The organism is Chitinophaga sp. CC14 (genome assembly GCF_048957795.1).
In the GTDB taxonomy this organism is placed as follows: Bacteria; Bacteroidota; Bacteroidia; order Chitinophagales; family Chitinophagaceae; genus Chitinophaga; species Chitinophaga ginsengisegetis.
Genome location: NZ_JARBFY010000003.1, coordinates 2182272 through 2208695 on the forward strand (window position 1 = coordinate 2182272; position 26424 = coordinate 2208695).

Annotated in this window: 23 protein-coding genes and 1 tRNA gene; 15 read left to right on the forward strand and 9 right to left on the reverse strand. The window is 47.4% G+C overall.

The genetic code is table 11. The annotated features are described in order from the left end of the window. Positions 1-126: 126 nt before the first annotated feature. Both PV783_RS18700 and PV783_RS18705 read left to right on the forward strand, forming a co-directional pair. Complete coding sequence (locus PV783_RS18700; protein WP_079467536.1) at positions 127-579, forward strand: GNAT family N-acetyltransferase; 453 nt, start codon at positions 127-129, stop codon at positions 577-579. A gap of 56 nt (positions 580-635) precedes the next feature. Beyond that, a complete protein-coding gene (locus PV783_RS18705; protein ID WP_420989140.1) occupies positions 636-2540 on the forward strand; it encodes a TonB-dependent receptor plug domain-containing protein in 1905 nt (634 codons plus the stop codon). 5 nt (positions 2541-2545) lie between these two features. Here PV783_RS18705 and PV783_RS18710 read toward each other — a convergent pair whose 3' ends face one another. After that, the gene (locus PV783_RS18710; RefSeq protein WP_420989141.1) at positions 2546-2917 is read right to left on the reverse strand and encodes a winged helix-turn-helix transcriptional regulator; all 372 of its coding nucleotides are present in this window, start codon (positions 2915-2917) and stop codon (positions 2546-2548) included. A gap of 177 nt (positions 2918-3094) precedes the next feature. On the opposite strand from PV783_RS18710, the gene PV783_RS18715 reads away from it, so the two are divergent. Next, positions 3095-3964 (forward strand): SDR family oxidoreductase, encoded by an 870-nt coding sequence (locus PV783_RS18715; RefSeq protein WP_420989142.1) that lies wholly within the window; start codon positions 3095-3097, stop codon positions 3962-3964. 67 nt (positions 3965-4031) lie between these two features. On the opposite strand, the gene PV783_RS18720 is transcribed toward PV783_RS18715, so the two are convergent. From PV783_RS18720 to PV783_RS18740, 5 genes are all read right to left on the reverse strand, one after another. After that, complete coding sequence (locus PV783_RS18720) at positions 4032-4826, reverse strand: DUF4397 domain-containing protein (protein WP_420989143.1); 795 nt, start codon at positions 4824-4826, stop codon at positions 4032-4034. Between the two features lie 18 nt (positions 4827-4844). Next, positions 4845-7400, reverse strand: a complete 2556-nt coding sequence (locus PV783_RS18725; protein WP_420989144.1) for a TonB-dependent receptor plug domain-containing protein — start codon at positions 7398-7400, stop codon at positions 4845-4847. A 20-nt stretch (positions 7401-7420) separates the two neighbouring features. After that, the gene (locus PV783_RS18730) at positions 7421-8374 is read right to left on the reverse strand and encodes a cytochrome-c peroxidase (RefSeq protein WP_420989145.1); all 954 of its coding nucleotides are present in this window, start codon (positions 8372-8374) and stop codon (positions 7421-7423) included. Between the two features lie 200 nt (positions 8375-8574). After that, the gene (locus PV783_RS18735; protein ID WP_079467530.1) at positions 8575-9219 is read right to left on the reverse strand and encodes a YceI family protein; all 645 of its coding nucleotides are present in this window, start codon (positions 9217-9219) and stop codon (positions 8575-8577) included. Between the two features lie 83 nt (positions 9220-9302). Beyond that, positions 9303-10559: a peroxiredoxin family protein gene (locus PV783_RS18740; protein ID WP_420989146.1), complete on the reverse strand. Its 1257-nt coding sequence runs from the start codon at positions 10557-10559 to the stop codon at positions 9303-9305. A 272-nt stretch (positions 10560-10831) separates the two neighbouring features. Here PV783_RS18740 and PV783_RS18745 point away from each other — a divergent pair, with 272 nt between their 5' ends. The 7 genes from PV783_RS18745 (at position 10832) to PV783_RS18775 (ending at position 17480) form a co-directional block, all read left to right on the forward strand. After that, entirely contained in the window at positions 10832-13033 is a 2202-nt protein-coding gene (locus tag PV783_RS18745; protein WP_420989147.1) for a B12-binding domain-containing radical SAM protein, read from the forward strand. Between the two features lie 110 nt (positions 13034-13143). Beyond that, positions 13144-13692 (forward strand): hypothetical protein, encoded by a 549-nt coding sequence (locus tag PV783_RS18750; RefSeq protein WP_079467527.1) that lies wholly within the window; start codon positions 13144-13146, stop codon positions 13690-13692. Between the two features lie 24 nt (positions 13693-13716). Beyond that, positions 13717-14355 carry a hypothetical protein gene (locus PV783_RS18755; protein WP_079467526.1) on the forward strand — a complete coding sequence of 213 codons (639 nt, stop codon included), beginning with the start codon at positions 13717-13719 and terminating at the stop codon, positions 14353-14355. After that, positions 14325-15104: a sensor histidine kinase gene (locus PV783_RS18760; RefSeq protein WP_111580393.1), complete on the forward strand. Its 780-nt coding sequence runs from the start codon at positions 14325-14327 to the stop codon at positions 15102-15104. The genes PV783_RS18755 and PV783_RS18760 overlap by 31 nt, the downstream gene beginning before the upstream one ends. Positions 15105-15113: 9 nt before the next feature. Further along, a complete protein-coding gene (locus PV783_RS18765) occupies positions 15114-15749 on the forward strand; it encodes a response regulator transcription factor (RefSeq protein ID WP_079467524.1) in 636 nt (211 codons plus the stop codon). Positions 15750-15925: 176 nt separating this feature from the next. Further along, positions 15926-16714, forward strand: a complete 789-nt coding sequence (locus PV783_RS18770) for an ABC transporter ATP-binding protein (protein ID WP_336388711.1) — start codon at positions 15926-15928, stop codon at positions 16712-16714. Positions 16715-16730: 16 nt separating this feature from the next. Further along, positions 16731-17480: an ABC transporter permease gene (locus PV783_RS18775; protein ID WP_420989148.1), complete on the forward strand. Its 750-nt coding sequence runs from the start codon at positions 16731-16733 to the stop codon at positions 17478-17480. A gap of 46 nt (positions 17481-17526) precedes the next feature. Here the strand turns inward: PV783_RS18775 and PV783_RS18780 are convergent, their stop codons facing one another. Continuing rightward, positions 17527-19011 carry an arylsulfatase gene (locus PV783_RS18780; protein WP_420989149.1) on the reverse strand — a complete coding sequence of 495 codons (1485 nt, stop codon included), beginning with the start codon at positions 19009-19011 and terminating at the stop codon, positions 17527-17529. A gap of 61 nt (positions 19012-19072) precedes the next feature. Next, on the reverse strand, positions 19073-20350 hold the full coding sequence (locus PV783_RS18785; RefSeq protein WP_420989150.1) for a hemolysin family protein: 1278 nt from the start codon (positions 20348-20350) through the stop codon (positions 19073-19075). 145 nt (positions 20351-20495) lie between these two features. Here PV783_RS18785 and PV783_RS18790 point away from each other — a divergent pair. The 4 genes from PV783_RS18790 to PV783_RS18805 all read left to right on the forward strand — a co-directional run bounded on the left by PV783_RS18790 (position 20496) and on the right by PV783_RS18805 (position 24642). Further along, positions 20496-20579, forward strand: a tRNA-Leu gene (locus PV783_RS18790). Positions 20580-20880: 301 nt separating this feature from the next. Next, positions 20881-20967, forward strand: coding sequence for a RagB/SusD family nutrient uptake outer membrane protein (locus tag PV783_RS18795; RefSeq protein WP_143313572.1), 87 nt, complete (start codon positions 20881-20883; stop codon positions 20965-20967). 48 nt (positions 20968-21015) lie between these two features. Beyond that, a complete protein-coding gene (locus PV783_RS18800; protein WP_420989151.1) occupies positions 21016-23694 on the forward strand; it encodes a DUF5054 domain-containing protein in 2679 nt (892 codons plus the stop codon). A 204-nt stretch (positions 23695-23898) separates the two neighbouring features. Next, complete coding sequence (locus tag PV783_RS18805) at positions 23899-24642, forward strand: hypothetical protein (RefSeq protein WP_420989152.1); 744 nt, start codon at positions 23899-23901, stop codon at positions 24640-24642. 72 nt (positions 24643-24714) lie between these two features. Here the strand turns inward: PV783_RS18805 and PV783_RS18810 are convergent, their stop codons facing one another. After that, positions 24715-25077 (reverse strand): DUF2200 domain-containing protein, encoded by a 363-nt coding sequence (locus PV783_RS18810; protein ID WP_420989153.1) that lies wholly within the window; start codon positions 25075-25077, stop codon positions 24715-24717. A gap of 105 nt (positions 25078-25182) precedes the next feature. On the opposite strand from PV783_RS18810, the gene PV783_RS18815 reads away from it, so the two are divergent. Continuing rightward, positions 25183-26379, forward strand: a complete 1197-nt coding sequence (locus PV783_RS18815) for a metallophosphoesterase (protein WP_420989154.1) — start codon at positions 25183-25185, stop codon at positions 26377-26379. The last annotated feature ends 45 nt before the right edge of the window (positions 26380-26424 follow it).

The following is a 26424-nucleotide window of genomic DNA, read 5'->3' on the forward strand; positions in this document are numbered from 1 at the left end:
CTACAAAATTAAAGATTTTTTGTGTAGATAAATGTATCTTACCGGGGTTAATATATTTCGCGTGATGAAATTATTTTTGGCTGACAATTACGTGTATGCGTCAGCGTAACCCCTTAATCCCTGTATATGATTTTCAGAGAAGCAACTATTGCAGATATTCCCGGTTTGCAGCGGGTACGTGCCGCCGTAAAAGAAAATGTGCTCAATAATCCGGACCTGGTTACTACCGCAGATTACATACAATATCTCACCACCGATGGCAGGGGATGGCTATGTGAATCCGCCGGGGTTATTGTGGGCTTTGCCATTGTGGATACGCACCGGCATAACATCTGGGCGTTGTTTGTGGACCCGCAAACGGAAGCGGCGGGGATTGGCCGGGAGTTGCAGCGGCTGATGCTCGACTGGTACTTTGCGGTATATCAAACTTCGTTGTGGCTGGGAACGGCGCCTGGTACAAGGGCTGAACGGTTTTACACCCGCAGCGGCTGGAAAAATGCAGGGCTGATGAAAAACGGCGAGGTGAGGTTTGAGATGGACCGCGACACCTGGCTGAGCTCCCGGAAAGCCGTTTCATGATTGGATAAATGATTTAATACGTACTTTTGCGCTCTTTTAGCAACGATTTTTAAAAGATGCGTGTAGCAGTGCCGAATAACAAATTACTGATATCCCTGTTCCTGGGCCTCTGTGGCAGCGCCACGGCGCAGCAGCGGGCAGACTCCGCCCTTACCACTCATCACCTCGATGAAGTGATTGTACAGGAAAACAGGCTGGCAGCGCCTGTAAAGGCGGTGAACCGTAACATTACCATCATCACCCGCCGGCAGATAGAAGCCATGCCGGTGTCGTCCATTACAGAGGTGTTGGCTTATGTACCGGGACTGGATGTGCGGCAACGCGGCCCGGGCGGCATCCAGGCGGATATCGGGATCGACGGCGGTACTTTTGATCAGACCCTGGTGTTGCTGAACGGCGTAAAAATAACTGATCCGCAAACGGGGCATAACATCATGAACCTGCCGGTATCCCTGGCAGATGTGGACCATATAGAGGTGCTGAGGGGCGCTGCCGCCCGTATTTACGGGATCAACGCACTGAACGGCGCTATCAATATCGTAACCCGCAAAGCCACCCAAAGCGGCGCTACCGTTAGCGGCAGCGTAGGCAGCAGCTTTAAAAAGAACGAAAACAACAACCCTTACGGCGCTTACAGCGTTGGAGCTACCGGCGCACTGGTAAAGAACGGCGTGAGCCAGTCGCTCTCCGCCAGCCGCAACCAGGGCAATGGATACCGCTATAATACTGCGTACGACAACTACCGCGCATTTTACCAAGCCGCCTTTAACCGTGATACCCTGCACCAGTACAACGTAATGGCTGGTTTTGTAAATAATGGCTACGGCGCTAATGGCTTTTATGCATCGCCCGGCGATCTGAATTCAGAAGAAACGGTAAAAACCCTCTTTGCCGCCGTAAGCAATACTTCGCGCATCAATCCCAACTGGGTAATGACGCCCAGGGTGAGCTACCGGTACACCAAAGATGATTACATCTACATAAAGCCTGATAAATACCGTAATCTTCATAATACACACGTATTTGATGCAGAGCTGAATAATACGTTCAGCACCGCTATCGGTACCTTTGGCGCCGGTGTGGAAGGGCGTTATGAGCATATTAAAAGCTCTAATCTTGGTAACCACGACAGAACCAACCTGGGTCTGTTCGGCGAGTACAAGTCGGTGGCCGACTGCCGCTTTAGTTTTACCGTAGGCGGTTATCTCAATTATAACACGGTTTATGGCTGGCAGTTTTTCCCCGGAGCAGATGTAGGCTTTAATATTACGCCCGACATAAAACTGTTTGCCAATGCAGGCACGGCCCAACGACTGCCCACTTACACCGATCTTTATTACAAAGGCGGCGGCATTATCGGGAATGAAAAGCTGGGACCGGAGAAAGCAGCTTTTGCAGAAGCGGGTATACGGAAGTTTAGTGGTAAGTTCTCTTTTTCGGGATCCGTGTTTTACAGGCAGGTCAGCAATTTTATTGACTTTGTAAAAGATACGGCCGGTGGCGCCGACCCGGCAAAAGTTCCCTGGCAACCGCAGAATTTCCAGCGGGCAGATATGACAGGCTTTTCGCTTAACAGTGGCTACAACACTATTTTCGCCGGTGGTTCGCTGTTTAACAGCTTTGGCGTAAATGCCGGTTACAATTATCTTTCCCCATCCTTCAAGGGGGATGCCATCACGACTAAGATTTCGCGGTATGTGATTGAAAGCCTGCGGCACCAGTTTACCGCCAATGTACGCACGGATATTGCGCGTCACTTCAGCGTTTCCGCTGCCGCGCGTTACTGCATGCGGGTAAGTTACAAAGACTATACCCTGGTGGATGCGCGTATTGCGTATAGGCAACCCCGTTACCAGATCTATGCAGATGCCAATAACCTGCTGGACGTAACGTATGTGGAAGCCGGCGCAGTGCCTATGCCCGGCCGCTGGATAACGGTAGGTGGCAAGGTGAGCTTCTGATATTATTATTTAGCGGACAAATACTGTTGCCTGCTTTGTTGAATACCACTCATATTAGCAACAGCCCATTGTTCAAGGCCTGTAATATGCGGTAAAAGGCTTTCGCCCATAGCCGTTAGTGTGTATTCAACCCTGGGAGGGATTTCCTGGTACATTTTACGGGATACCAATCCGTCTTCCTGCAGCTTTTTAAGCGTTACGGTCAACATCTTTTGTGAGATGTCTCCAATAATTTCATGCAACTGGTTAAAACGCATGGTTCCTTTCTCTCCAAGGGTACTGATTACGAGTACCACCCATTTGTCACCAATGCGATCCATCAATGTTCTGACAGGACAAGGGATGGATTTATCAAATTTTTTATAATCTTCTATCATGTCAACAGATTGATTTTTAATATTACTTACCCGGAGGTAATTGGCACACCTGTGAGTGCCTTATTGTTTGATAATCAATTGTTTAATACTTTTGACTTACCAAAGGTAACTAACATACGATTAGTACGTAAAGGTAGTTATACATGGGTATTATTAAAAATTAAATAACTCATCATTATGATTCTTGTAACAGGAGCCACAGGCCATTTCGGAGGAGCAGTTATCGATTTTCTGCTGCAGAAAGTTCCCGCTAACCAGGTTGCGGCATTGGTAAAAGACGAAGCAAAAGCCAGTGGATTAAAAGAAAAAGGCATTAGCATCAGAGTGGGCAACTATCACGATTATCCGTCTTTAGTACCGGCTTTTAAGGGCGTTGATAAGGTGTTACTGGTATCTTCCAGTGATCACAGTGATCGTGCCGGTCAGCAGATCAATGTGATCAATGCTGCTAAAGAAGCAGGTGTGAAACATATTATTTATACCAGCGTTGCTACCAATGCCGCCACTACCAGCGTTATTCCCCTGATAGTAGATTCACACATCGCTACCGCCAATTACCTTAAAACATCCGGATTAACATATACTCTTTTAAACAACAATCTGTACGCAGATGTATTGCCTATGTTTCTTGGAGAAAAGGTAGTGGAAACCGGTGTTTTCATTCCGGGTGGAGAGGGCAGGGTACCCTATGCATCCAGGTTAGACATGGCGGAAGCTGCGGCTAATGTGCTTACCGGAACAGGACACGATAATAAAGAATATACCATTGCGTCCGATATTACTTATTCGTTTGCTGATATTGCGCAATTATTATCTAAACTGGCTGATAAGCAGGTAGCTTATATTGACGCTCCGAAAGATGCGTATACAGACACCTTAACGAAAGCAGGCGTGCCACAGGAGTATATTGGTGTTATGTCTGGCTTTGCAGAGGCGATTAAGAAGAATGAGTTTAATCTGCCAGGTAGCGAATTGGAAAAGTTGTTGGGCAGGAAACCGGCTTCATTGGAAAGTTATCTGCAAAAAACTTTTTTTTCCAGGAACTAAAAGGGTATGTTTCAATAATAAAAAAGCTGTCTCAAAAGGAATTTTGAGGCAGCTTTTTTATTGCAGGTTACAAACTTGTAGTGGAGAGTATGCCTGCACTCACTATGCCTTTACCGTCGGCCCGGATAAAAACGGTGTAAATTTTTCCTGCTTCCAGCGTGATATTGGAGAGTGCCTGCTGATCAATAGCAACAGGCGCCGCATTTTCGCCGGCGCTGACAATCAATGAAATCGTACCTGCGTTTACGTTAGTGAACGGCGCGCTGTCGTATGCAGCGCCCTGGAGATTGCTACCGCCGGCACTTCCATAAGGGATAGTGGTAAAGAGCGGCGTTTCCGTATCATTTTGTTTTAACCGTACGCTTACGCCGGCAATGCCCTGCGCGAGGTGAACAAAGCGGAGCTTCGCCTTGCCTGCAGCGGGAGCAGAGAGATCGTCGTAGAAAAGGAGCAGGGTATCTTTTCCTGCATTGTACTTAGTGGATGCAGCAAATACAGTATGGTAGTATCCGGCAATAGGACCGTTAGGACCGCCGGTGGCAGAATACGTAGCGCTGTTGCCAAACTGCCGGGAGGCTTTATAGGCAGTGCCGCTGCCTTCTGTGAAATTGATCTGTACATTTCCGAAAGTAGTAGACACATAAGGGGATGCTGCGCCGGGAAGCACGGCGTCCGTTGTTACTTTTTGTGTAAACGTCCAGAACTGGATGCCGGTAGCAGGGATGCGGGCGTTTACAAAACGGACATTAGCTGAAAGAGAAGGCCGCTGGCCGGCGTTTACATCAAGGTAATCCGTTTTATTGCAGGCGCTGAAAGCCAACAGGGTAAAGCTGCTCAGAAGGAAGAGGGTATTATTTTTCATGATTGCATTTTTTAAGGATTAGAAACGGGCATATAATCTCACAAATGGTTGGATGCCTGCGCTGCCGTTCTGAATACCAACTACTGATGGATTGCGTAATCCTGCTATTGCTTTATCGGAGTAATCGCCCAATACATTGAATGCATTGTTTACGCCGGCGGTTACCTGTATGGCTTTGCTGATACGGTATCCTACGGAGAAGTCGGTTACCCAGATGGGCTTCAGCTCCTGGAAGTAGTAGTCGGGCCGCGGGAAATTAGCATTGAGGGCAGAGGCGGTGGTAACGGATCCAAAATAAATGGTACGCGCGAGGAATGTAAAGCGGGGTGTATTCAGTATAGCCTGTAACGTTATTTTCTGTTGCGGGATATTGGTAGTTACCCTCGCTTTTTCTGATTCGCTGAAGATGACATATTTATATTGTTCCAGTCCTTTGGGCGTATTTACAGACGTTACCTCATTTTTCACAAAGTTGCCGCCAGCCAGCAGCTGCAGGCTATTCCGGTGCAGCGGTATTTTGTAACTGCCCGTGAATTCAATTCCTTTTGTGCGGGTACTGAAAGCGTTGTAGAAAAACTTCGCCTGTGTGGTACCCGTTTGCAGGAGCAATGCTCTTACATCTGCGGGGAGATTGGGATCGGTAGCGGAGAAGTTACCGGTATTGCCTACCCGGTTTTTTATATCCACAAGATAGGCATCTACACTCAGTTCTACGTTCCGGGCAGGTTGCGAGGTGATACCCGCGGTGTACCCTGTACTTTTTTCCGGTGTAAGGGAAGGGATGCCCAGCGCCCTGGTAGCTGCATTTTTATTGGAGGCAGTTACCTGGTCGATGGCGCGGCCCTGCTGGAAACTGGTAGAGGTTTCGGTATAATAGAACTGCGCGAGGTCGGGTGCGCGGAAGCCGGTATTGGCAGAACCGCGGATGCCGAGCCAGGGCGCAAAGCTATACCGGGTGGCTATTTTGCCGGTGGTAACATTGCCAAAGTCGGAGAAGTTTTCCGCACGTACCGCGGCAGATACCAGCCATTTTTCGGTGACATTGAGTTCCACATCGGCATAGCCGGCCACGATAGCGCGACTGACATTCACTTCATTGGAAGGCCGGAACCCTGCATGGATCTGTGATCCGGGCGAGAGGCCGTTGAGTGCAAGAAGGCCGCCGTCGGCGAGGTAAGGAATCCCGTTCACGGAAGTGTCTACCGAGTAAATGGGGCGCAGGTCTGCTTTGCTGTAGGAGGCTTCTTCGCCGGCGATGATCTGGTAGGTTTCGGTACGGTATTGTGCGCCGAATGCTATGTTGAGGCCATGCAGTACGGAGGTGAAGTACCGGCTGATATCCAGGCTGGCGGTGTTCTGCGAGGCGTTGTATTTACCTGCGTCGAAGGTGGTGGGGCTTTTCAGTCCCAGGCTGGCGTTGAGTGAATTGCTGATCACATTGCCGAAATCATTTTTGCCAAATACATTTGAGATATCGAGGTTCCATTCGCCTGCTTTGGCTTTCAGGCCGATAGCGATGGATTTATCGGTGATGCTGTTATCCATGGCAGGGAGGAAACCATCCGGGTAAAGGCCGGTGTTGTTGCGTTCCGTCCAGCCGGGGAGACGGTATACCGCCGTGAATTGGGAGTTGCGGTGACTGATCCCCCCAAATGCGTACACTTCCGCGTGGTCACTAACGGGAATGGCTGTATTAAAAAACAGGAGTGCGTCTTTAGCTTTGTTGGAACCTCCGCCGCGCTGGTCAAAGAAGTGGCGGTCGATGCCACGGCTGGCGAGGATGGCATCGTCTATTTCTTTGGTGTAGATGTTATCATACCCGCGGGTGTTGGCGCCGCCGCCATAAATGGGACCGTTGTATAGTCCGGCATCATCGCGGCCGGGTTGGAGGGAAACGGCTTGTGTGGCGAATTCGGCGGTGGCGTTGAGGTAGCCGCCACGGTCGCCTATTTTGAGGCCGTAGTTGATATTGGTGCGGGTACTGGCGCCGTCACCGCGGCGGCGGATGCTGCCGGTGGTACTCACGATCACATCGTTGGTTTGTTTTTTCAGTACGATATTGATAACGCCGGCGATGGCATCGGAGCCGTATTGTGCGGCGGCGCCGTCGCGCAGTATTTCAATGCGCTCAATAGCGCCGGCGGGGATGGAGTTAAGGTCGTATCCGGTGGCGCCGTTGCCGAGGCCGCCCCAGTTAACATTGGAGCTTTTATGACGTCGCTTACCATTTACCAGTACCAGCAGCTGATCCACGCCAAGGCCCTTTAATTGTGCAAGGCTGAGGGCCGATCCGGCATCGCCGGCATTGGAGCCGTTTACGGAGTGAAAGGAGGGCGACACATACTGCAGCAACTGTGTAATGCTGGTTTGTGGCGCTGCCTCCTGGAGTGATTTAATATCGATGATATCTACGGGTACCGGCGAGTTCAGTTTGGTACGGTTGGCGCTGCGGCTGCCTACAATTTGTACTTCGCCCAGCTGGCTGGTGGTATCGGTGAGATGTTTATCCTGTGCTGTAAGTGTTGCTGAGAACAGCAGCAGGGGGGAGATGACCGGCAGTATAATTTTTTTCATGCCCTGGTTGATTTTTATGGTTAGTGATGTGTTAATTTGAATCGGTCGTCTGTAAGCGCTACCAGGAAGGCTTCGAGGTCTTCCATCTCTTCTTTGCTAAGGTTCAGTGGTTTGCTGAGCGACAAATCCCGGTTGATGCCATCATGTACAATGTTGTTGGGTTCATTGTAATAGGCAATTACTTCTTTCAGTGTTTTAAACATACCGTTATGCATATACGGAGCGGTAACGGCTACATTGCGTAGTCCTGGTACTTTGAAGAAGCCGCGGTGGGAGCTGTCTTTCGTCGCTTCAAAGCGACCGGCATCTGTAAGGGTAGTTCCGTTATAAAGACCGATATTTTTAAAGCGGTCCGCAGTAAAATCTTCTCCCGAATGACAATTATTGCAATTGGCTTTACCGATAAAAAGAAGGCGGCCGCGTATAGCCGAAGGCGTTAGTGCGTTATCGTCACCGGCAATGTACCGGTCGTACGGACTGTTGGCGGTTTCCAGCGTGCGTTCAAAAGCGGCGATGGCCTGCAGCAGGTTTTTGCTGGTAGGCGGACTGTTAAACAGTTGCTGGAAGTAGCGCTGGTAGCTTTCATCTTCGTTCAGGCGTTGTACGGCTTCTTCAATGGGCAGTCCCATTTCATCCGGGTTGATGATAGGTTGCAGGGCCTGGTCTTCCAGGGAAGCGGCGCGCCCGTCCCAGAAGAAATTGGGGCGGCCGGAGAGATTGGTGATGCCCGGTGTATTTCTTTTGGTAGGTGTATGATGAATACCGTTGCTGAAGGCGAGGGTATCTGCAAATCCAAATTGAGGGATATGGCAGGAGGCACAGCTGATGCTGCGGTCTTTCGACAGCAACGGATCAAAGAATAGTTTTTTTCCAAGTTGGGCTTTGGTAGGCGGATCTGTGATATTAAACCCGGCTACGATAGTAACGGCACATAGCATACCCAGTAAAATGAATATCATTTTTCTCAGCTTCATGGTGGTAAAAGTTATAGATGGCATGAAATGCCCGGCAGCAACATGCGGGTTGCCAAAAAAGTAATTGGTTGATGAATAAAAAAAGGTGTTGCTGTAAGGAGGCTGTAAAAAGAAATGGTTATTGGCATTCCCGGGAGCATGGGCGGGAGTGCCCGTGCTCCCCAGGAATTATATAATGGGGTAGTAAAAACAAGAACGAATTATTTGGCAGCGGCTACCAGTGTTACATCCAGGTCAAAGTCATCATAGATGGCTTTATCGCCGATGCCTTCAAAGAAGCTTTTGGAACCGTATTTAATATTGTATTTGGTACGATCCACTTTAATAGCTGCTTTGGCTGTGAGTTTGCTGCCTGCAACCGTTACAGTTGCGGGGAAGGTAACCGGGTTGGTGATGCCTTTGATGGTTAAGTTACCGGTTACTTCGTAGTTACCGCCGCCTTTGGAAGTGACGCTGGTAGTTACAAAAGTGGCTGCCGGGAATTTTTCCACGGCGAAGAAGTCTTCGCTTTTCAGGTGGCCCAGTAATTTAGCATTGCCACCGGCATCTTTGATATCGGTTACTGCGATGCTGCGGGTATCCAGTGAAAAGCTGCCACCTTTCAGTACGTTGCTTTCTACTTCCAGTTTGCCGTCGGCAATATTGATAGTACCCTCGTGTTGTCCGGTTACTTTTTTACCTGTCCAGTTTAACTTGCTTTCTTTAATGTCTACCTGGAAAACAGTTGCTTTCCTGGCGGAAGCAGCTTTGGTTGGTTTTTCTCCTTTGTTGACAGTAGCAGGTGTGGTGAAAGACATCAGGAAGATAGATCCTCCAATAAAGAATAATGATGCTAATCGTTGCATATATGTTGTGTGTTTAAATTTGGTGCAATTTAAGGGTGACGGGCGGATTAGCGTTTACGGGATCCGGAAATTAAATGTTAAAATTACTTTTCAGCGATTAAAGCATCCAGGTCCTGGTTCCATTTGGCCACATAATCCTTGTAATACTGGCCTGTAACCTCTCCGGTATAGCCGGTATGTATTTGTCTTACTTCGCCTTTACGGTCTATTATAATAGTGGTAGGGAAGGCCATCATGCGGTTGAGCGCTGGCAGCTTCTCTGATGCCACTTTCTTATCAGCAATGCCACCAAAAAGAATATCATATTGTATGTTGTATTTTTCTTTCAGTTTACCCAGGGTATATTTTGCATATTCCAGGTCATCTTTCTGTTCAAAGCCGATGGCGATTGCTTCTACGCCGCGGTCTTTGTTTTTATTGTACCACGGTGAGAGGAAGGAAGTCTGATCCGTGCAGTTAGGGCACCAGGTACCGATGATTTCCACGATCACTACTTTACCTTTGTATTTGTCGTCGCTCAGGGAAACGTTGTTACCATCGAGGTCCGGCAGGGTGAAGTCCAGCTTTTTATACCCTTCTTTCAGGAAAGTAAGTTTGTAGGGATCCGGTAATTCGGCGGCAGCATTTTTTTCTCCGTCAAATTTGATGTTATTGTAGATACCCAGGCTGATTTCCCCGGTGAGGGATTTATCATCATTTACTTTTCCTTTGATGTAGATAGGACTGGGGCCGGTGAAGCCTGACAATTCAAATTCATCGCCATGAACAGTGCCTTCCAGCTCGCGGCTGTCGCCCACTACAGACATTACTACGCCGGTGAGTTTATTACCGTTTTGTTTCAGTAATCCGATCCGGTTGGGAGTAGGTTCCTTACTGTAAATTTTCAGGTCCCATTTACCACTGATATCGTAAGTGGGAGCGGCTTCTGTGCCAGGTTCCGCGAAGCGGTAGGTTTGTCCGTGTTCCGCTGTAAAGGGCAGGGCGTTGCCGCGGAAGTTGGGTACCAGGCTGCGGTATTCGCCGGTAATCTTACCGTCTGATTCAATTTTGGCGACGAGTGCGGCATCATAGGTGTTCATCTTTATAAATAAAGAGTCGTTGCCAATGCGTTGCACGTGGAAGTCGTCGCGGCGGGAACCGTTGATCAGCGTAAACACTGCGTGTTCGGGATCTTTCCCTTTCAGCTCAAAGTTAAAAGGGACCTGCGATTCGCTGAGGGTAAACACGCCTCTCCAGATGCCTTGTTTTACGAATGGTTTTTTAGGGGCGGCAAAGGTACTGTTGCCAAATAATCCTGCCACCATCAGGCCGGTTAGAAATAGGTGCTTATGCGTTTTCATGTTTGTATATTATTGGTTGAACAATGCAAGACGTTGCCGGTCCTGGTGGGGCGACGAGGTATGCTACGAAATAAAACTGGTGGTGAAATACTGATGGAGTGGTGGCTTTATCAGTGGTGGTGAAACAAAGATAAAGGGGTCTTTTATTATTTCCAAATAAAAGTCTATAAATTTTGTAGACTAATAGGAAAGGCCCGCTGCATCATACTCTTAAGGCATCCGTATCGTTTCTCCTTAAAAAAGAACTAAATTTGCCTTTTAAATAACCTGACTTGAGTAATTCCGTTTTTTTAATAACGCCACCATTTACCCAGCTGAACACGCCGTACCCGGCCACTGCTTATCTGAAAGGATTTCTGAATACAAAGCATATTACTTCCTTCCAGTCGGACCTGGGTATTGAGGTAACGCTCCGTTTGTTTTCAAAACAGGGCCTGGAGCGGTTGTTTGCACATATTGCTGCGGCCCCGCCGGTGGCGGCTTCGGAGAATATTGCACGGATGCTGGTACTGCAGGAGGATTACATACAAACTATCGACGCGGTTATTTTATTTTTACAGGGAAAGAATCCCACGCTGGCACATCTCATCTGTAAACGGGATTACCTGCCGGAAGCTTCGAGATTTGCGCAGCTGGACGACCTGAACTGGGCCTTTGGCTCTATGGGCACGCAGGATAAAGCGAAACACCTGGCCACCATGTACCTGGAAGATCTGTCGGATCTGATCATGGAATGTGTGGACCCACATTTTGGTTTCAGCCGCTATGCAGAACGCCTGAGCCGCTCCGCCAACAGCTTTGATGAATTATACGCCGCATTACAGGCGGAATATACTTATATAGATACCATCCTGACCGATCTCCTGGCGCTGCATATGCAGCAGGTGCAACCGGCTATGGTAGCGATTTCTGTGCCTTTTCCCGGTAACCTGTATGCCGCATTGCGCTGCGGACAATGGATCAAACAACATTATCCGGCTGTAAAAGTAGCGATGGGCGGCGGGTTTCCTAATACCGAGCTGCGCTCGCTGGCGGATGCGCGCGTATTTGAATTCGTGGACTTTATCACGCTCGACGACGGGGAAGCGCCCATAGAAAATTTGCTGTTGTTTCTCGAAGGCAAGAAAACAGCGGAAGAGCTGAAGCGTACTTTCCTGCTCACAGAAGACAAAGTAACTTATGTGAACAGCAAAGCCACGCACGATTACAAACAGGCCCAGCTGGGTACGCCGGACTACAGCAACCTGCTGCTGGACAAATACATTTCCGCTATTGAAGTGGTAAACCCGATGCACAGCCTCTGGAGCGATGGGCGCTGGAATAAGCTCACCATGGCGCATGGCTGCTATTGGGGTAAATGTACCTTCTGTGATATTTCTCTTGATTATATAAAGATATATGAACCCATTACGGCCTCGCTGCTATGCGACCGGATGGAAACCATCATTGCGCAAACCGGGCAAAACGGTTTCCACTTTGTGGATGAAGCCGCGCCGCCTGCGCTGATGCGGGCGCTGGCACTGGAAATCATCCGCCGTAAGCTCACTGTTAGCTGGTGGACGAACATCCGTTTTGAAAAGAGTTTTACCCGTGACCTTTGCCTGTTGCTGAAAGCATCGGGTTGTATTGCCGTTTCCGGCGGCCTGGAGGTAGCTTCCGACCGTTTGCTGGGGCTGATCCAGAAAGGTATTACTGTGGCCCAGGTGGCGCGTGTAAACCGGCATTTCACGGAAGCGGGTATTATGGTGCATGCCTACCTGATGTACGGATTCCCTACGCAAACAGCGCAGGAAACCATTGATGCGCTGGAAATGGTGCGGCAGATGTTCCAGGCGGGGATACTGCAATCGGCCTTTTGGCACCAGTTTACCATGACGGCCCATAGCCCGGTGGGACTGGAGCCCGCGAAATTCAGCGTACAAAAAGAGACAGACGAAATCGGCGCCTTTGCCAATAACGATATTATGCATATTGATCCTACGGGTGCGGACCATGAAACTTTCAGCTATGGCTTGAAGAAGTCGCTGCTGAACTTTATGCATGGCGCCTGCCTGGATTACCCCTTGTCTAAATGGTTCGACTTCAAAGTACCGAAAACCACGGTGCATCCCGATTTCATCACTACCGCGCTGATGGAGGAAGAAGCGGGCACGGTGAAGCCCACGTCGAAAGTAGTGTACCTGGGCAAACAGCCGGCGATGGAAATTATTACCAAGTCAAAGAAGGGGAGTACCTGGGAAATGTCTTCCTTAACTTTCCAGGGCAAAAAAGAGAAAGTAAATATCAGCGTGCAACCTCCCCAGGGAGCATGGCTTACGCAGATGCTGCAACAGCTGGCCGTGGCTAACGCTAAAACATATACGCTGCAGGAAGTGAAAGACAGCTATGAGGCGGCAGGGCTGGATGATTTTGAATTGTTTTGGGACAACAAACCGGTAAACACCCTTCACAAGCTGGGTTTGCTCAAGTTGTAAAAAAAGAGGACGGCTGCAGGTGGAAAGCAGTAAAATACATTACCGGGGATTTTCCCGGTATCAGTCATGAACAAAAAGTCAAATATTTGTTTCCACTAAACTGACCTAACATGAGTGATCAAATGTCCCTTGCAGGCTATGGTTGTAACGACCAGGGCTACCTGAATCCTATAACTGAACAGCTGGATTACCGCATGCCCTTTACCGAGGACCAGGCCGTGACCTATGGAATGCCTATTACTGTTGCGGCATATTTTGGTATGCTGAATAACTTCTACAAATTTTTAATTGCTAATCCGGGACTGATTCCTTTATTTCAGGGTTCATACTCCGTGGATTTCAGTAAAGCTTCTCTTTTACGTATTCTCAGCCAGGAAGGTTGCGAATACGTACGTTTTCATTTTGCGATTCCGGAGCCCAACGAAAAACTGAGCCTGGTAGCTGAGGGATTAACTTTCGATAGCAGCCAGGTAGGGTATGCGCAGCTGCTGCAGAAAGTTACAGCCAACGACATGGTGCATGCCGGCGGCGATCCTAAAATAGAGGAGAGAGGTAATGGAACACCGGTTCCGGTTCCTCCATTGAAACATTTATTTGAATTGCTGAAAGGTCATGGATCACCGTTAGCCACGGCAGACCTGGACCTGATATTTAGTTAACCCGAATTAAAACTTTTTGTGCCGATGAACGGTTGGGTGTACGCATATTATGCTTTATTGATAGCCTGTTTTATTATTAGCTTATTTTACCTGGAACACAGGGAAGTAAAGCTGCTGTGCGTATTGCTCGGCGTATCTATTATTACCGAAGTGATAGTAGAATTGATCGGCACAGAAGGTTTAGGTTTTTTTATAGTGTATCATTTTTTTGTGGTGCTGGAATATAGTCTGATTACAATTATTCTCCGATCGGGGATCAGGGATTACCGCTGGCGCTTACTGATGGGTATTTCCATTTTTGTGTTTTGCATGGTATCTCTTTTCTACAGCTTTGTATTGGGCGGGTGGCGTGCCTTTCCGGGTATCAACATCACGATAGAAAGCTTCCTGGTTATTTGCTGGTGCCTTTTATCCTTTTTTTCAATAACCCCGGATAGTGAAGCGTCTATATTCCGGCACCCTGTTTTTTGGTTAACCCTTGCCTTCTTTATTTATTTCGCGGCTTCCGTGAGTGTAAACGCCTTTTATAACCTGTTACTGGAAAACGATACCACCAGGGCCAGGCATTTTTTCGCGGTGTTGAACTCATTATCCAATTACCTGTTGTATATTATGCTGATAAAAGGCGTCGTATGCTTCCGGTCAAACAGGATCTCTTTGTAGCTGTGATTTTTATTTCGTTGCTGGTTACCATCATGGGACTGGTGGTAGTGGCAGCGGTAATAAGTTATAAGAAGAAGCAGGATGCATACTTACATCAGCTTAAGTTAATGAAAGAAGATTACGACAAACAACTAATGTGGTCCCAGATTGAAATGCAGGAAGAAGCCTTTGCCCACCTCGGACAGGAGCTGCATGACGATATCGGCCAATTGCTAAGCAGTACCAAGCTCCTGATCAATGTTACCCAAAGGAGCATGAAGGAAATCCCCGACACCCTGCAAATTGCAGAAGATACCCTGAGTACCGCTATTCAGCATCTGCGGGCGCTTTCCAAGTCGTTCAGCCGCCAGTGGCTGGACCAGTTCAGCCTGATAGAAAACCTGAAGGCGGAGGTAGACAGGATCAATTCCAGCAGGGCCATCACCGTAAAGTTTACCCATGAACTAACGGTGCTGCCCTTACAGGCGGAGCCCCAGATCATCCTGTTCCGGATTATCCAGGAAGCCATGCAGAACTGTATAAAACATGCCCGTCCGCAGGTAATTGACATCAGTATCAGAACGGCAGACCAACAGTTGATCCTCATTATCGCAGATGATGGCTCCGGATTTGATAAAGCAGGAATGTCGGCTATTGGTATGGGCATCCGGAATATGCAGCACCGCACCACTTTACTTGGAGGCGATATCCGCTGGGAGGTAACTACCGCCGGCGGTACCGCAGTATTGATAACATTACCCCTTGAATAATTTTTGTTTATGAAGATCAACATAGGTATTGCAGATGACCACCAGTTGTTCCTGAAGTCGCTTAGTTTACTGGTGAGCGGCTTCGCCGGCTTTCATATTGTGGCGGAAGCCATGAACGGCAGGGAGATGCTGGATAAACTGGCACAACTGCCTGCATTGCCCGACATCCTGTTGCTGGATGTAAATATGCCGGTAATGGATGGCGCCAGGGCCACCGAGGCAGTACTGAAATTATATCCCACGGTAAAAGTAGTAGCGTTGTCGATGAAAGACAATGACGCCACGATCATAGAAATGCTGAAGGCCGGTTGCTGTGCCTATCTCCTGAAAGATATCCATCCCACAGAACTGGAAAAGGCATTAACGGAAATTTATACCACCGGTCAGTATAACAACGATGCCTCCAATGTTAACTACCGCCGGTTGCTGTTGCAGTCAGAACAAAAGCAAACGCTCACGGAGCGGGAACGGGAGTTTCTCCACCTGGCCTGCAGTGATCTTACCTATAAAGCCATTGCCGCTAAAATGAACGTTACTGAAAGAACGGTGGATGGTTACCGCGAAATACTGTTTAATAAATTAAACGTGCAAAGCCGCACGGGTATGGTACTGGAAGCTTTGCGCAGACAACTGGTTACTTTATAGTGCCTGGTTTCCCCATAGGTTTTTTACGGGCCGACGCAAATACGCCAACGGACAGTTGGCTTTCACCGTTTTAACTCCTTCATTTACCGCTTTTCCGGTGGCATTCGCCGGTTTAGCCGCGGTGATCCCCGTGGTTGTTGTATTTTCGACCGTCCGTTTAAACTAAATATGATCAGATGATCAATCAACAACAAGCAACTGCTCCTGTTCTGGCTGTGAGCCAGCTAAACGTGCAGTATGGGGCTTTCCAGGCCGTAAAGGACGTTTCCTTTGAAGTGCATGCCGGCGAAATTTTTGGTTTGCTGGGACCCAATGGCGCCGGTAAAACCAGTACCCTCAGCGCTATTGAGGGATTGCTGCATCCCGCTTCCGGGAGTATTACGGTGGCGGGTTTCGATATCCGGGAGCAACCATTGCATGCCCGCGCCAATATGGGCGTACAGTTACAGGCTACCAGTTTTCAGCCGGAGCTGACTATCTCCGAAATCATCCGGTTATTTGCCAGCATCTATGGTGTAAACTTAAAGGATGCTGCCGTAAAACAGAAGCTGGCAGAGATCAACCTGGAGGAGGCATCCGGCAAAAAAATATCGCAGCTTTCCGGCGGGCAGCAACAACGGGTATCGCTGGTGATATCCACTATTCATAACCCGCAGCTGGTATTGCTGGATGAACCTACTACCGGGCTGGATCCGCAGTCGCGGCGCCAGTTATGGGAAAGGATGGAGCATTTCCGCAACAACGGTCATGCGGTATTACTCACCACGCATTCGATGGAAGAAGCCGAAGCGGTATGCGACCGTATTGCGATCATTGATCATGGCCGTATTATCGCCATAGATACGCCTGAGGCGCTGATTGCGCAGCACCGGGATGATCCGGCTGTGCTGAGCGTGGTGAGGAAGGGAAAGGTTACTTTGGAAGATGTGTTTATTGGTTTAACCGGAACGGCTGTTCGTTCCTGATCAAATTGCTACCAGGATGGAAACAAGTGTACCAAAAAATAGGACTGTGATGGCCGCATTGCTGCGGGCCGATTTTACAACGCTGTGGCGCAACCGCCGTTCGTTCGGACTGGTGCTGTTGGTGTCGCTCGTTATTTTAGTGTCGTGGAAAGGATTGGTGGATAAGCTGGGCGGCGTGTTTGTGCTGTCGTCCTGTATTACGATCGGCCTTACCAGTATCGGGTTGATGGGGTATTCAAACAGTATTGCCCGCGACCGCGACAGGGGCGTGTTTCAGCGCTTGAGGGTAGGGCCGGTATCTGCATGGACCATTATGATGAGCCGCTTGATTGTGCAGGTAGCGATGATCGTACTGATGACGGTCCTTGTGTTTGTGGTGGGTTATTTTGTGGATCATATCTATATTTCGCCGGTAGGTTATATCGCCGGTTTGCTGATGGCGATGCTGGGTGGTTTTGTGTACCTGGGTATGGGACAGGCCATTGTAGGGCTCATCAAGAATCCGGATACGGTTAATTCTACCACCCGTCTTGTTTACTTTATATTTATTATGATCGGCATGTTTGGCGAGTTTGGGGTGTTGGGAAAGAAGATAGGGTTGCTGGTGATCTGGTCGCCTTACGGCGTGGTAAGAAAGGTGTTGGCGGCGAGCCTGGATCCTGCCAGCTGGAACATGGATACCACCTGGGCTTTACTGGCGGCTGCCGGTTATACCATTGTGTTTGTAGTATTGGGCGTGAAATGGTTTAAGTGGGAAAATAAATAATGAGGCGCCGGGGTTTTCAGTAGCGTTGAAAATCCCGGCGGAGTTTTTATTTTGTTTTGCTTGTTTTTGGGTGGATGAATTCCCATTCGTTGATATGTGCGTTCCGGTGTTCTTTATTTACAATGTCGTTGAATACCGGCAGCATGGCGGTGTGTGCAGCGGCCACATCATGTTCTTCTCCTTTATCGGTACTGAGGTCGTACAGTTCCCACGGAGCTGCGGGATTTTTCTTCAGACCATTTTTAATGGCTTTCCATTTTCCCATGCGGATGGCGATGGCGCCGCCCTTTTCGGGATATTCAAAATAGAGATATTTTCTTTCCGGTTGTTGAGCGTGTTTGCCGGTCATTTCCGGCAGCAGTGATATACCATCGTTCGGTGGGGCGGGGATGCCTGCAATAGCGGCTAAGGTGGCCATCAGGTCGTATTGAACGCCCGGCAGCTCGGATGATTTTCCTGCCGGGATTTTTCCTGGCCAGCGGGCAATGAAAGGCTCGCGGATACCACCTTCGTAAAGGTCCATTTTAAGCCCTCTGAGGCCCCCGGTGCTATTGAAGAAGGCGGCGTCCACACCGCCGTTAAAAGTGGTGCCGTTATCGCTGGAAAACATAATGATAGTGTTGTTGTCCAGTCCGAGGCTGGCTACCAGGTTCATGATAATGCCCACCTGTGAATCCAGGTAAGTGATCATGGCGGCGTAGGCCGACAGCGGGTATTTCTGCGGGCTGTATCCCTGCTGGCCGTAGTAGGGCTTTTCATTGAACTGCCCGATGTATTGCCGGAGCGCGCTGTCGGGCACCTGGAGGGACACATGCGGTATGGTGTAGGGGAGATAGAGAAAGAAGGGCCGTTGTTGATTTTTCCTGATAAACTGCGTGGCTTTCTTCGTCATTTCATCTATCGCATAATCCTTTCCTTTATAATAATCGAAATCGGCATCGGTAGCCGTGGCGGGCGACAGTGGCTGATGTACATTGATGAAAGTATTGCGTAGACTGTCGGCTTTGCCGTTTTCCCAGAGATGGGTAGGGTAGAAGCTGTGTGACTGCTTCTGATCGAGATAGCCGTAGAAGTAATCGAACCCCTGGCGGTTAGGATCACCGGTGCTGTATTGCATGCCCAGTCCCCATTTGCCGATGGCGCCGGTGGTATACCCTGCTTTTTGAAGCATGGTGCCAATAGTAACCGTACCTTCCGGCAAAGGCATTTGTCCGCCTTCCAGTGAATCGGGGAAGCCGCCCATTTCATAGTTCCCACGGATATACGAATGCCCGCCATGACGGCCGGTGAGCAGCATACAGCGTGCAGGTGCGCATACCGGTGTGCTGGTATAAAACTGGTTAAAGTGGATGCCTTCTGCAGAGAGGCGGTCGAGGTGAGGCGTTTTTATTTTCTGTTGTCCGTAAGGACCGGTTTCCGCATATCCCAGGTCATCTGCATAAATAAAAATAATATTTGGTTTTCGTGTTTGTGCAGTGGAAATAAAGCCCTGCAAAACGAGCAGTCCGAGCAGGAAGGTTTTTCTTACCATAACCATCAGGTTGTTTGTGTCAAGATAGAAAGGTTATGGTACATAAACTATAGTAAAAGTATTATTGCGCAAGCGTTTGCGTACGGATCACCACTTCATCGATGCGGTGATGATCCATTTTTTTTATTTCGAAGGTTACCTGGTTGAGCATTACTTTTTCGCCCGGGGCGGGGATATGTTTCAGCTTATCGATGAGGAGGCCGGCAATAGTAATGTCTTCTTTTTCATATTCCCGTAGCCATTCAAAATTCAGTGTTTCGCGGATATAGCTGAGTCGTGTATAGCCGTAGGTAAGCCAGCTTTTATCTTCCTGTTGTACGAGGTAACGCTCTGTGGCATTGAATCCCGGCAGGCTGCCACCTAGCAGTCCGGACACAATATCATGATAGGAAATGATTCCTTCGCAGGCGCCGTATTCGTTAATCACCACGCCCATATTGGTATTTTCGCGGCGCAGCTGCTGGAAGATATCATACACGGCCTGGTTTACCGACAGGAAAGAAACGGGGCTGAGGAAGGCTTCCAGCGGCTTATCAGGATAAAGCAGGAAGTCTTTTACACCCAGGGCGCCCAGTACTTCCCTTTTGTTACTGATTACCGGGAAGGTGCGGTGTATACTACGTTTAATCGTTTCCGTTATTACTTCCCTGCTCATTTCATTATTTACATAGGTGATCATGCCGGAGGGTGTCATGATGTTTTCGGCTGTGAGGTCGTATGCAGAGAACAGGTTTTTATGCAGGGTGAATTCTCCTTTGTCTATGAGTCCCTGTTTGTACGCTGCGGTGAGCATGCTCCGCAGATCGTTTTCCGTTAGCTTTTCTTCACGGATCGTATTTACGGAGAAGAGGCCGAGAATTAATTTGGTACTTGCTGTAAGCAGTTTGATAAAGGGATAGGTAATTTTTGAAAAGAGGATCATCGAGGGGGTGATGAGGTAAGATACTTTTTGAGGGTTTAGCAGGGCAAGGGTTTTGGGGATCAGTTCACCGATAACGATGGTGAGGTAAGTGATGCCGCCTACGCCTACGATGAGCGCCACGAGGTGTGCCATGCTTTCGTGCAGGCCCCAGGAAACAAATACCGGTTCCAGCCAGGCGGCCATGAGATCGCCGCCGTATAGTCCTTCCAGTATGCCTACCAGCGTGATGCCTACCTGCACGGCGCTGAGGAATTCATCCGGATCTTTGATCAGGTTTAAAACGTTGAGGGCTTTTTTATTGCCGTTGTCTGCCTGCTGCTGGAGGAGGGATTTGTCTACCGAAATTAAACCAATCTCCGCAATGGAGAAGTAAAAGTTGAGCGCAATAAGCACGAGTATGATGATGATGGAAGTCATAGTTATTTTAACAACGCTTGCGGGTTATTTGTTTATCGGGCTGGTTTTCAGGGGAATTGCGGCGGTTGACTGAAAAAATATTTCAGTGAAATTTTGGAAAAATAAAATGGCTGCTTATATTTGCAGCCCTGACACAATATCAGTTGCCCAGATGGCGAAATTGGTAGACGCACTGTGTTCAGGTCGCAGCGCCCGCAAGGGTGTGCTGGTTCGAATCCAGTTCTGGGCACGTAAGAAAGGTCGGATGAAAATCCGACCTTTCCTTTTTTAAGTAACTTCCAGGTCCTTTACCGGTAAGGTGGTACTTCAAAAGACACTTGCAATGACAAACAGCTTAGCAAACATCCTGCAAACACTCCACCTGCACAACGGGAGAAAATCAATTAAACCTTGCGAGCGTTGTGGGTTAGATGTGTTTTTTAATGCATCGTTGAAGGCCGATTCAAATTAGGTTGTATAAAACAAAAGACCGCAACAAGTACACCCAATCCCAAATGAAAGAGAAAATCCGGGCATGAAAGAAGAACGAGCTGGCCTTTGAGGGATTTAGGTATGATGATATTAAACGGTGGAAACTGGGAGTTCAATTATTGAACATGTCTGCTTCAAGGGATTGAGAAACTAACGTGGCTAAAATTATTGTTTGATTCAAATTCAATTCGAAAGTGAAAAAAATAAAAACCTTATTAATTGGTTTTATATTGTTCGCGCATGCAGCATTTGGACAGGACTTAAAAGACCTCAGACAGGCAAATTCAAAAGTGACAGACATCTGGGTTGTATTTAAAACTCATTTTGATCTTGGATTTACGGATTTGCCGGAAAATGTGTTTAGGCGCTACCGGGAAGAGATGATGGATAATGCGCTGAAAACAATTGAAAGCAGTGAATCATTACCCCAAAAAATGCACTTTGCATGGACGGTTTCGGGATGGCCTTTACAGGCACAGATATTAGGGCCTTTGCAAACACCCGAACGAAAAGCAAGAATTGAAAAGGCCATCAAATCGGGAGCGATAGCCGTACACGGCCTTCCATTTACCGTGCAAACTGAATCTCTGGATGATGAAGACCTGGTGCGGGGATTGAGCTTTTCTTCTGCTGTTGCAAGAAAATATGGACTGCCCTTACCCATTAGTGCGAAAATGACTGATGTACCTGGTCATTCGTGGATCCTGCCCACATTGTTGAAACATGCAGGTATCCAATTTTTACAATTAGGATGTAATCCTGCCAGCCAGTATCCCAGGTTCCCCGAGCTGTTTTGGTGGGAAGGGCCGGATGGTTCGAAAGTTTTATGTAATTACACCACATTGTATGGTTCTGATATTCGGCCTACTCCCAACTGGCCAAGTAAAAATTATCTCGCGATGCAAATGACAGGTGATAATCATGGTCCACCGTCATCTCAGGAGATTCATAAGCTACTGGACTATGCGGAAAAGAAATTGCCGGGTGTGAGAATACATTTCGGGACGCTGGATGATTTTGCCAGGGCGGTATTAGCAGAGAATCCTCCTCTGCCAACTATTAAAGGAGATTGCCCTGATACGTGGATTCACGGGGTGCAGACTAACCCGGAGGAGACAAAGCTTGCAAGAAACATCCGTCCGATGGAATCGGCACTCGATGTGTTGCACACCCAAATGAAAGCATGGGGCTTACCTGTCAGGCCCATCACTGCGATGTTAGCAAAAGCGTACGAACAAAGCCTTTTATATGCTGAACATACCTGGGGAATGAACGCAGAATATGGCCCCCGGTATAGCTACGGAGAGGAGTGGAAAAAGTGGATGGAAGAAGCGGCGGCTGAACCTCTTCCTGAAAACGGCAACTATGCGGTCCTGAAAAACAGTGATGCACACAACACTACCACCGGAAGTAAAAGAAAATGGCTATATTCTTATGATGTCAAACGTCAGTATATCCGCAATACAAACGATATTGTAGCCGGGGAACTGACTAAGGACTTGAACCTCCTGGCAACATCGGTGAACAAGAGTGGAAAACGACTGGTAGTATATAATCCTTTGCCGTGGAAACGATCCGGAATGATCGAAAACCCTTTTCAAAAAGGCAGTTATGTTTATGTGAAGGAGGTGCCTCCATCCGGCTACAAGACTTATACCCCCGATGAACTTAGGAATGGAAACCCCATCAGTGATGAGCATCCTGATTTCAATACGCCTTATTTTAAAGTTGCTTTTGATTTAACAAAGGGGGGGATTGCATCTTTAATTGAAAAATCTACTAGCAGGGAACTGGTCGATCAATCCTCAAAATATGTTTTAGGGCAGTTTGTTCACGAGCGTTTTAGTGCTAATGAAATCAATCAATGGTTTAATGCATATAGCCGCGTAAAGGATGGATGGGGATTGAATGATTTTGGAAAGCCAGGAATGCCCGGCGCAGATAAGATTCCTTATCTGTCATTTACACCAAAGAACTGGAAAATAGCTATTATTCATTCCGATGCTGCAGATATAGCAACATTAACTACTGACTCAACAGAAGGTTATGCAAAGCACTATACGCTGACTTTCACCTTTCCCCGCAATGAGGCTTATGTTGATATTGAATGGACTGTAAATGCCAAAACCGCAGATAAACAACCCGAGGGAGGATGGCTTTGCTTTCCGTTTGGTGTAAAACAACCCACCTTTACTGTTGGTCGTTTAGGGGGCGCTGTAGATCCGGAAAAGGATATTATTACAGGCGCCAATAGGTGTCTTATGGCGGTAAACACAGGTGTCGTTGTTGTACAGCCGGATCAATCAGGTATGGCGCTATCGCCTATAGATGCGCCTTTGATTAGTCTGGGTGAGTTGGGATTGTGGAAGTATTCCCTGGATTATGTACCTACTGTTCCGTCTGTATTTGTTAACCTTTACAATAATATGTGGAATACGAATTATGCTTTGTGGCAGGATGGTTCATGGAGCGAAAGGGTTCGGGTATGGTCGTTGAGCAAAAACTCAAATGCTATTCATAACCTGGCACAAAATGCATGGGAGGCCCGTCTTCCTTTATTAACAGCAATTGCGGACGGTGAAGCGGGAAAAATGCCTGCTAGTAAAAGCGGGGTATCCATATCAGGAAAAGGTTTGCTGGTTACCGCATATGGTGATAATCCCGATGGTGAAGGAACGATTTTACGTTTGTGGGAACAAGCTGGCATAGAGGGCGAGCGCATAGTAAACCTGGGTAAAGAAAGTAACGTAAAGGCTGTAGTGCCGATAGATCTGCGCGGAACCCCTCTTGGAGAAAGTATAAAGGTCAACAAGGGAGCCTTTTCCTTTAAATTAAATAAATACGCTCCGGCTTCGTTTTTGCTTGTGTATTAGGTCATAAGGGTCAAAATTGTAATAGCAAGATTATCCAACCGGGATTTCCATGAGAATCTCTCTTTTGTGCCATACGTTTTAACACGCTCGAAAAGTTTAGCTAAGCAATATATTCGGTATTTTTAGGTATTGTGCAACCTATTGAAATAACTTGTTGCGGTGCGACGACCTTAACGCGATTCACAATTGTAAAGACTTATCTCTATGCTGAATCAGTTTATTAAAACATTGCCTGTACTATTTCTGACAGCGGCTTCGGTTGATACTTCTGCTCAGGACAACGACTTTGAGCAACTTTCAAAAATCGCTAAAGATACGGGTATTAATTTCCCTTTGAATTATAAAATTTCAAGACCAAGACTTGAATATCCTCAGTGGGATAACGACTTTGATATTTACTATAATTTTCTTACGCCCGCATTAAGAAAGACCCAGGCTGCACTGAGCTTTACTCAAAATGGCGTAGTTACTTCTGTAACAGCTAATTCAATCATTCCACACGCACAGCTGGACACAACAACGATCGTTGATGACCCAAAGAAATTTATCGGGATATGGCGAATGATGAATGTTCGTTCAATACGATATAATGACTCCGTATACCTTCCGACGAAGACATATTACAGGCTTCCGGACGTTCTTTTGGCTGATCAAAGTAAGGATGAAGCTTTTGCAGTTATTTCGGACAATCATTTCAAGCTTTATGTTAAGGAAACAGGAAAGTCTGCTTTCAAAAAAATGATATCGGCTAAGTATAGCATTGAAAACAGGAGATTTATGATGATGTATAAGTTAGCCAAAGCAAGTGCAGGGGTTTCACAAATCGGAATTGACGAAAAAGGATACCTGATTCTGAATTCCCCGAGAGTAGTAGAGGAGGTGAAAAAAGGAGTGTATTTTTCTTATTATACCGTCATTGAACAATACATTTTTGAGAAAATAAAGTGATAATAACGGTTGCTGCAAAACAGGTTGGGCCCGGTAACACACCGAAAGCCGGGAAGTTCTGTCGTGAACACCTCACGACCCGCGCAAAATTTTCTCCATCTTCCGGCCTTTCGCCAGCTCATCCACCAGCTTATCCAAATACCTGACCTGCTGCGTCAAAGGATCTTCGATGTCCTCCACGCGGTACCCACAGATTACTCCTGTGATGAGGCTCACATTAGGATTTAATGACGCGCGCTGGAAGAAGGCGTCAAAAGTTACCTTTTCTTCTATCAGCTCCTGTAGTTTCTTTTTGTCGAAGCCTGTCAGCCATTCTATGATCTGGTGCAATTCTTCTTTTGTTCTGCCTTTCCTCTCCACTTTTGCAACATACAATGGATAGACCGAGGCAAATGTCATTTTTGCGATACGATTATGTGTGTTGGAATTGTCCATGCCTCATATTTTAGTGTCGGTATTCATAATTATGTTCAAAAAGATGACAGATTTCCAAAATATTTCTGTTAGTTGTTCGTCTACTAATTTACATGTTTTATTTATATGGCTAAAAGACTTTCCCTGATATTATTGCTTTTCCTGGTGGGCGATATCTATTTCTACCAGGCTGTTATTACACTTACTCAAAATCCGGCGCTCCATATGGGCTATTGGGTTGTTGATATTTTATTGATTGGAGGGATAATATCCACACTGTTCATGCTTAGAGCGGGTAAGCAGGTACGGCATCTTGTTTCCCTGCTGATGACGACCATGCTATTGATTTTCATTCCAAAATTATTTTCTTCGCCGGTTTTGTTGACTGAAGATATCCTTCGTTTGTTCCAGGGCTTTCCACCACGGAGCGTGTATATAAGTGAGGCAGCACTTGTACTGGCAGGGCTGATCTTTCTTGTCATCATTTTTGGCGTAACACGCGGCCGGCATTTTTACAGGATAAGAAAGGAAACGCTCTATTTCCCGGATCTCCCTGAGTCATTTGACGGTTTTACGATCACTCAAATATCGGACGTACATTCCGGAAGCTTCAGTGACGCCAAAGGCGTACAAAAAGGACTGGATCTCGTAAATTCCCAAAACAGCGATCTGCTGCTATTTACGGGAGATCTGGTCAACAATTTAGCTTCAGAAATGGATCAATGGATTCCCATGTTTACAAACCTGAAAGCACCTTATGGAAAGTATTCTGTTTTGGGCAACCACGACTATGGCGATTATATCAAATGGGAAAGTAACGCGGCCAAAGAGGCGAATCTTACGCGCTTAAAGGAGATTCACGCAGAAACCGGCTTTAAATTACTGCTTAATGAAGCGGTAGAAATAAACAAACAGGGCGAACGCGTTGCCCTCATTGGTGTAGAGAACTGGGGTAAAGGCGGTTTTCATAAATATGGCGATTTGAAGAAAGCAACAGCCAGGGTACCTGATCACTCTTTTAAAATATTGATGTCGCATGACCCGTCTCACTGGGATGAAGTAACTGTAGATCATGAACAACATGTACATCTTACTTTAGCCGGGCATACGCACGGTATGCAGTTTGGTATTGAACTGTTTGGTTTCAAATGGAGCCCGATAAAATATTTCTACAAGCAATGGGCCGGTCTTTACAAGCAGGGCGGCAAATACCTGTACGTGAACAGGGGCTTTGGTTTCCACGGATTAAAGGGCAGGATTGGCATATGGCCTGAAATAACAGTATTAACCCTGAAGCGGGCCGGTGCAGCTTTAGCGCGGTAGTTTTTTTGTGGAGAAAGTTCAAAGAATAATTTTGTATATTAGGAA

Coding starts and splice junctions, on each gene's coding strand:
- PV783_RS18700 (WP_079467536.1), top strand. CDS start 127: ATGATTTTCAGAGAAGCAACTATTGCAGATATTCCCGGTTTGCAGCGG.
- PV783_RS18705 (WP_420989140.1), top strand. CDS start 636: ATGCGTGTAGCAGTGCCGAATAACAAATTACTGATATCCCTGTTCCTG.
- PV783_RS18710 (WP_420989141.1), bottom strand. CDS start 2,917: ATGATAGAAGATTATAAAAAATTTGATAAATCCATCCCTTGTCCTGTC.
- PV783_RS18715 (WP_420989142.1), top strand. CDS start 3,095: ATGATTCTTGTAACAGGAGCCACAGGCCATTTCGGAGGAGCAGTTATC.
- PV783_RS18720 (WP_420989143.1), bottom strand. CDS start 4,826: ATGAAAAATAATACCCTCTTCCTTCTGAGCAGCTTTACCCTGTTGGCT.
- PV783_RS18725 (WP_420989144.1), bottom strand. CDS start 7,400: ATGAAAAAAATTATACTGCCGGTCATCTCCCCCCTGCTGCTGTTCTCA.
- PV783_RS18730 (WP_420989145.1), bottom strand. CDS start 8,374: ATGAAGCTGAGAAAAATGATATTCATTTTACTGGGTATGCTATGTGCC.
- PV783_RS18735 (WP_079467530.1), bottom strand. CDS start 9,219: ATGCAACGATTAGCATCATTATTCTTTATTGGAGGATCTATCTTCCTG.
- PV783_RS18740 (WP_420989146.1), bottom strand. CDS start 10,559: ATGAAAACGCATAAGCACCTATTTCTAACCGGCCTGATGGTGGCAGGA.
- PV783_RS18750 (WP_079467527.1), top strand. CDS start 13,144: ATGAGTGATCAAATGTCCCTTGCAGGCTATGGTTGTAACGACCAGGGC.
- PV783_RS18755 (WP_079467526.1), top strand. CDS start 13,717: ATGAACGGTTGGGTGTACGCATATTATGCTTTATTGATAGCCTGTTTT.
- PV783_RS18760 (WP_111580393.1), top strand. CDS start 14,325: ATGCTTCCGGTCAAACAGGATCTCTTTGTAGCTGTGATTTTTATTTCG.
- PV783_RS18765 (WP_079467524.1), top strand. CDS start 15,114: ATGAAGATCAACATAGGTATTGCAGATGACCACCAGTTGTTCCTGAAG.
- PV783_RS18770 (WP_336388711.1), top strand. CDS start 15,926: ATGATCAATCAACAACAAGCAACTGCTCCTGTTCTGGCTGTGAGCCAG.
- PV783_RS18775 (WP_420989148.1), top strand. CDS start 16,731: ATGGAAACAAGTGTACCAAAAAATAGGACTGTGATGGCCGCATTGCTG.
- PV783_RS18780 (WP_420989149.1), bottom strand. CDS start 19,011: ATGGTAAGAAAAACCTTCCTGCTCGGACTGCTCGTTTTGCAGGGCTTT.
- PV783_RS18785 (WP_420989150.1), bottom strand. CDS start 20,350: ATGACTTCCATCATCATCATACTCGTGCTTATTGCGCTCAACTTTTAC.
- PV783_RS18805 (WP_420989152.1), top strand. CDS start 23,899: ATGCTGAATCAGTTTATTAAAACATTGCCTGTACTATTTCTGACAGCG.
- PV783_RS18810 (WP_420989153.1), bottom strand. CDS start 25,077: ATGGACAATTCCAACACACATAATCGTATCGCAAAAATGACATTTGCC.
- PV783_RS18815 (WP_420989154.1), top strand. CDS start 25,183: ATGGCTAAAAGACTTTCCCTGATATTATTGCTTTTCCTGGTGGGCGAT.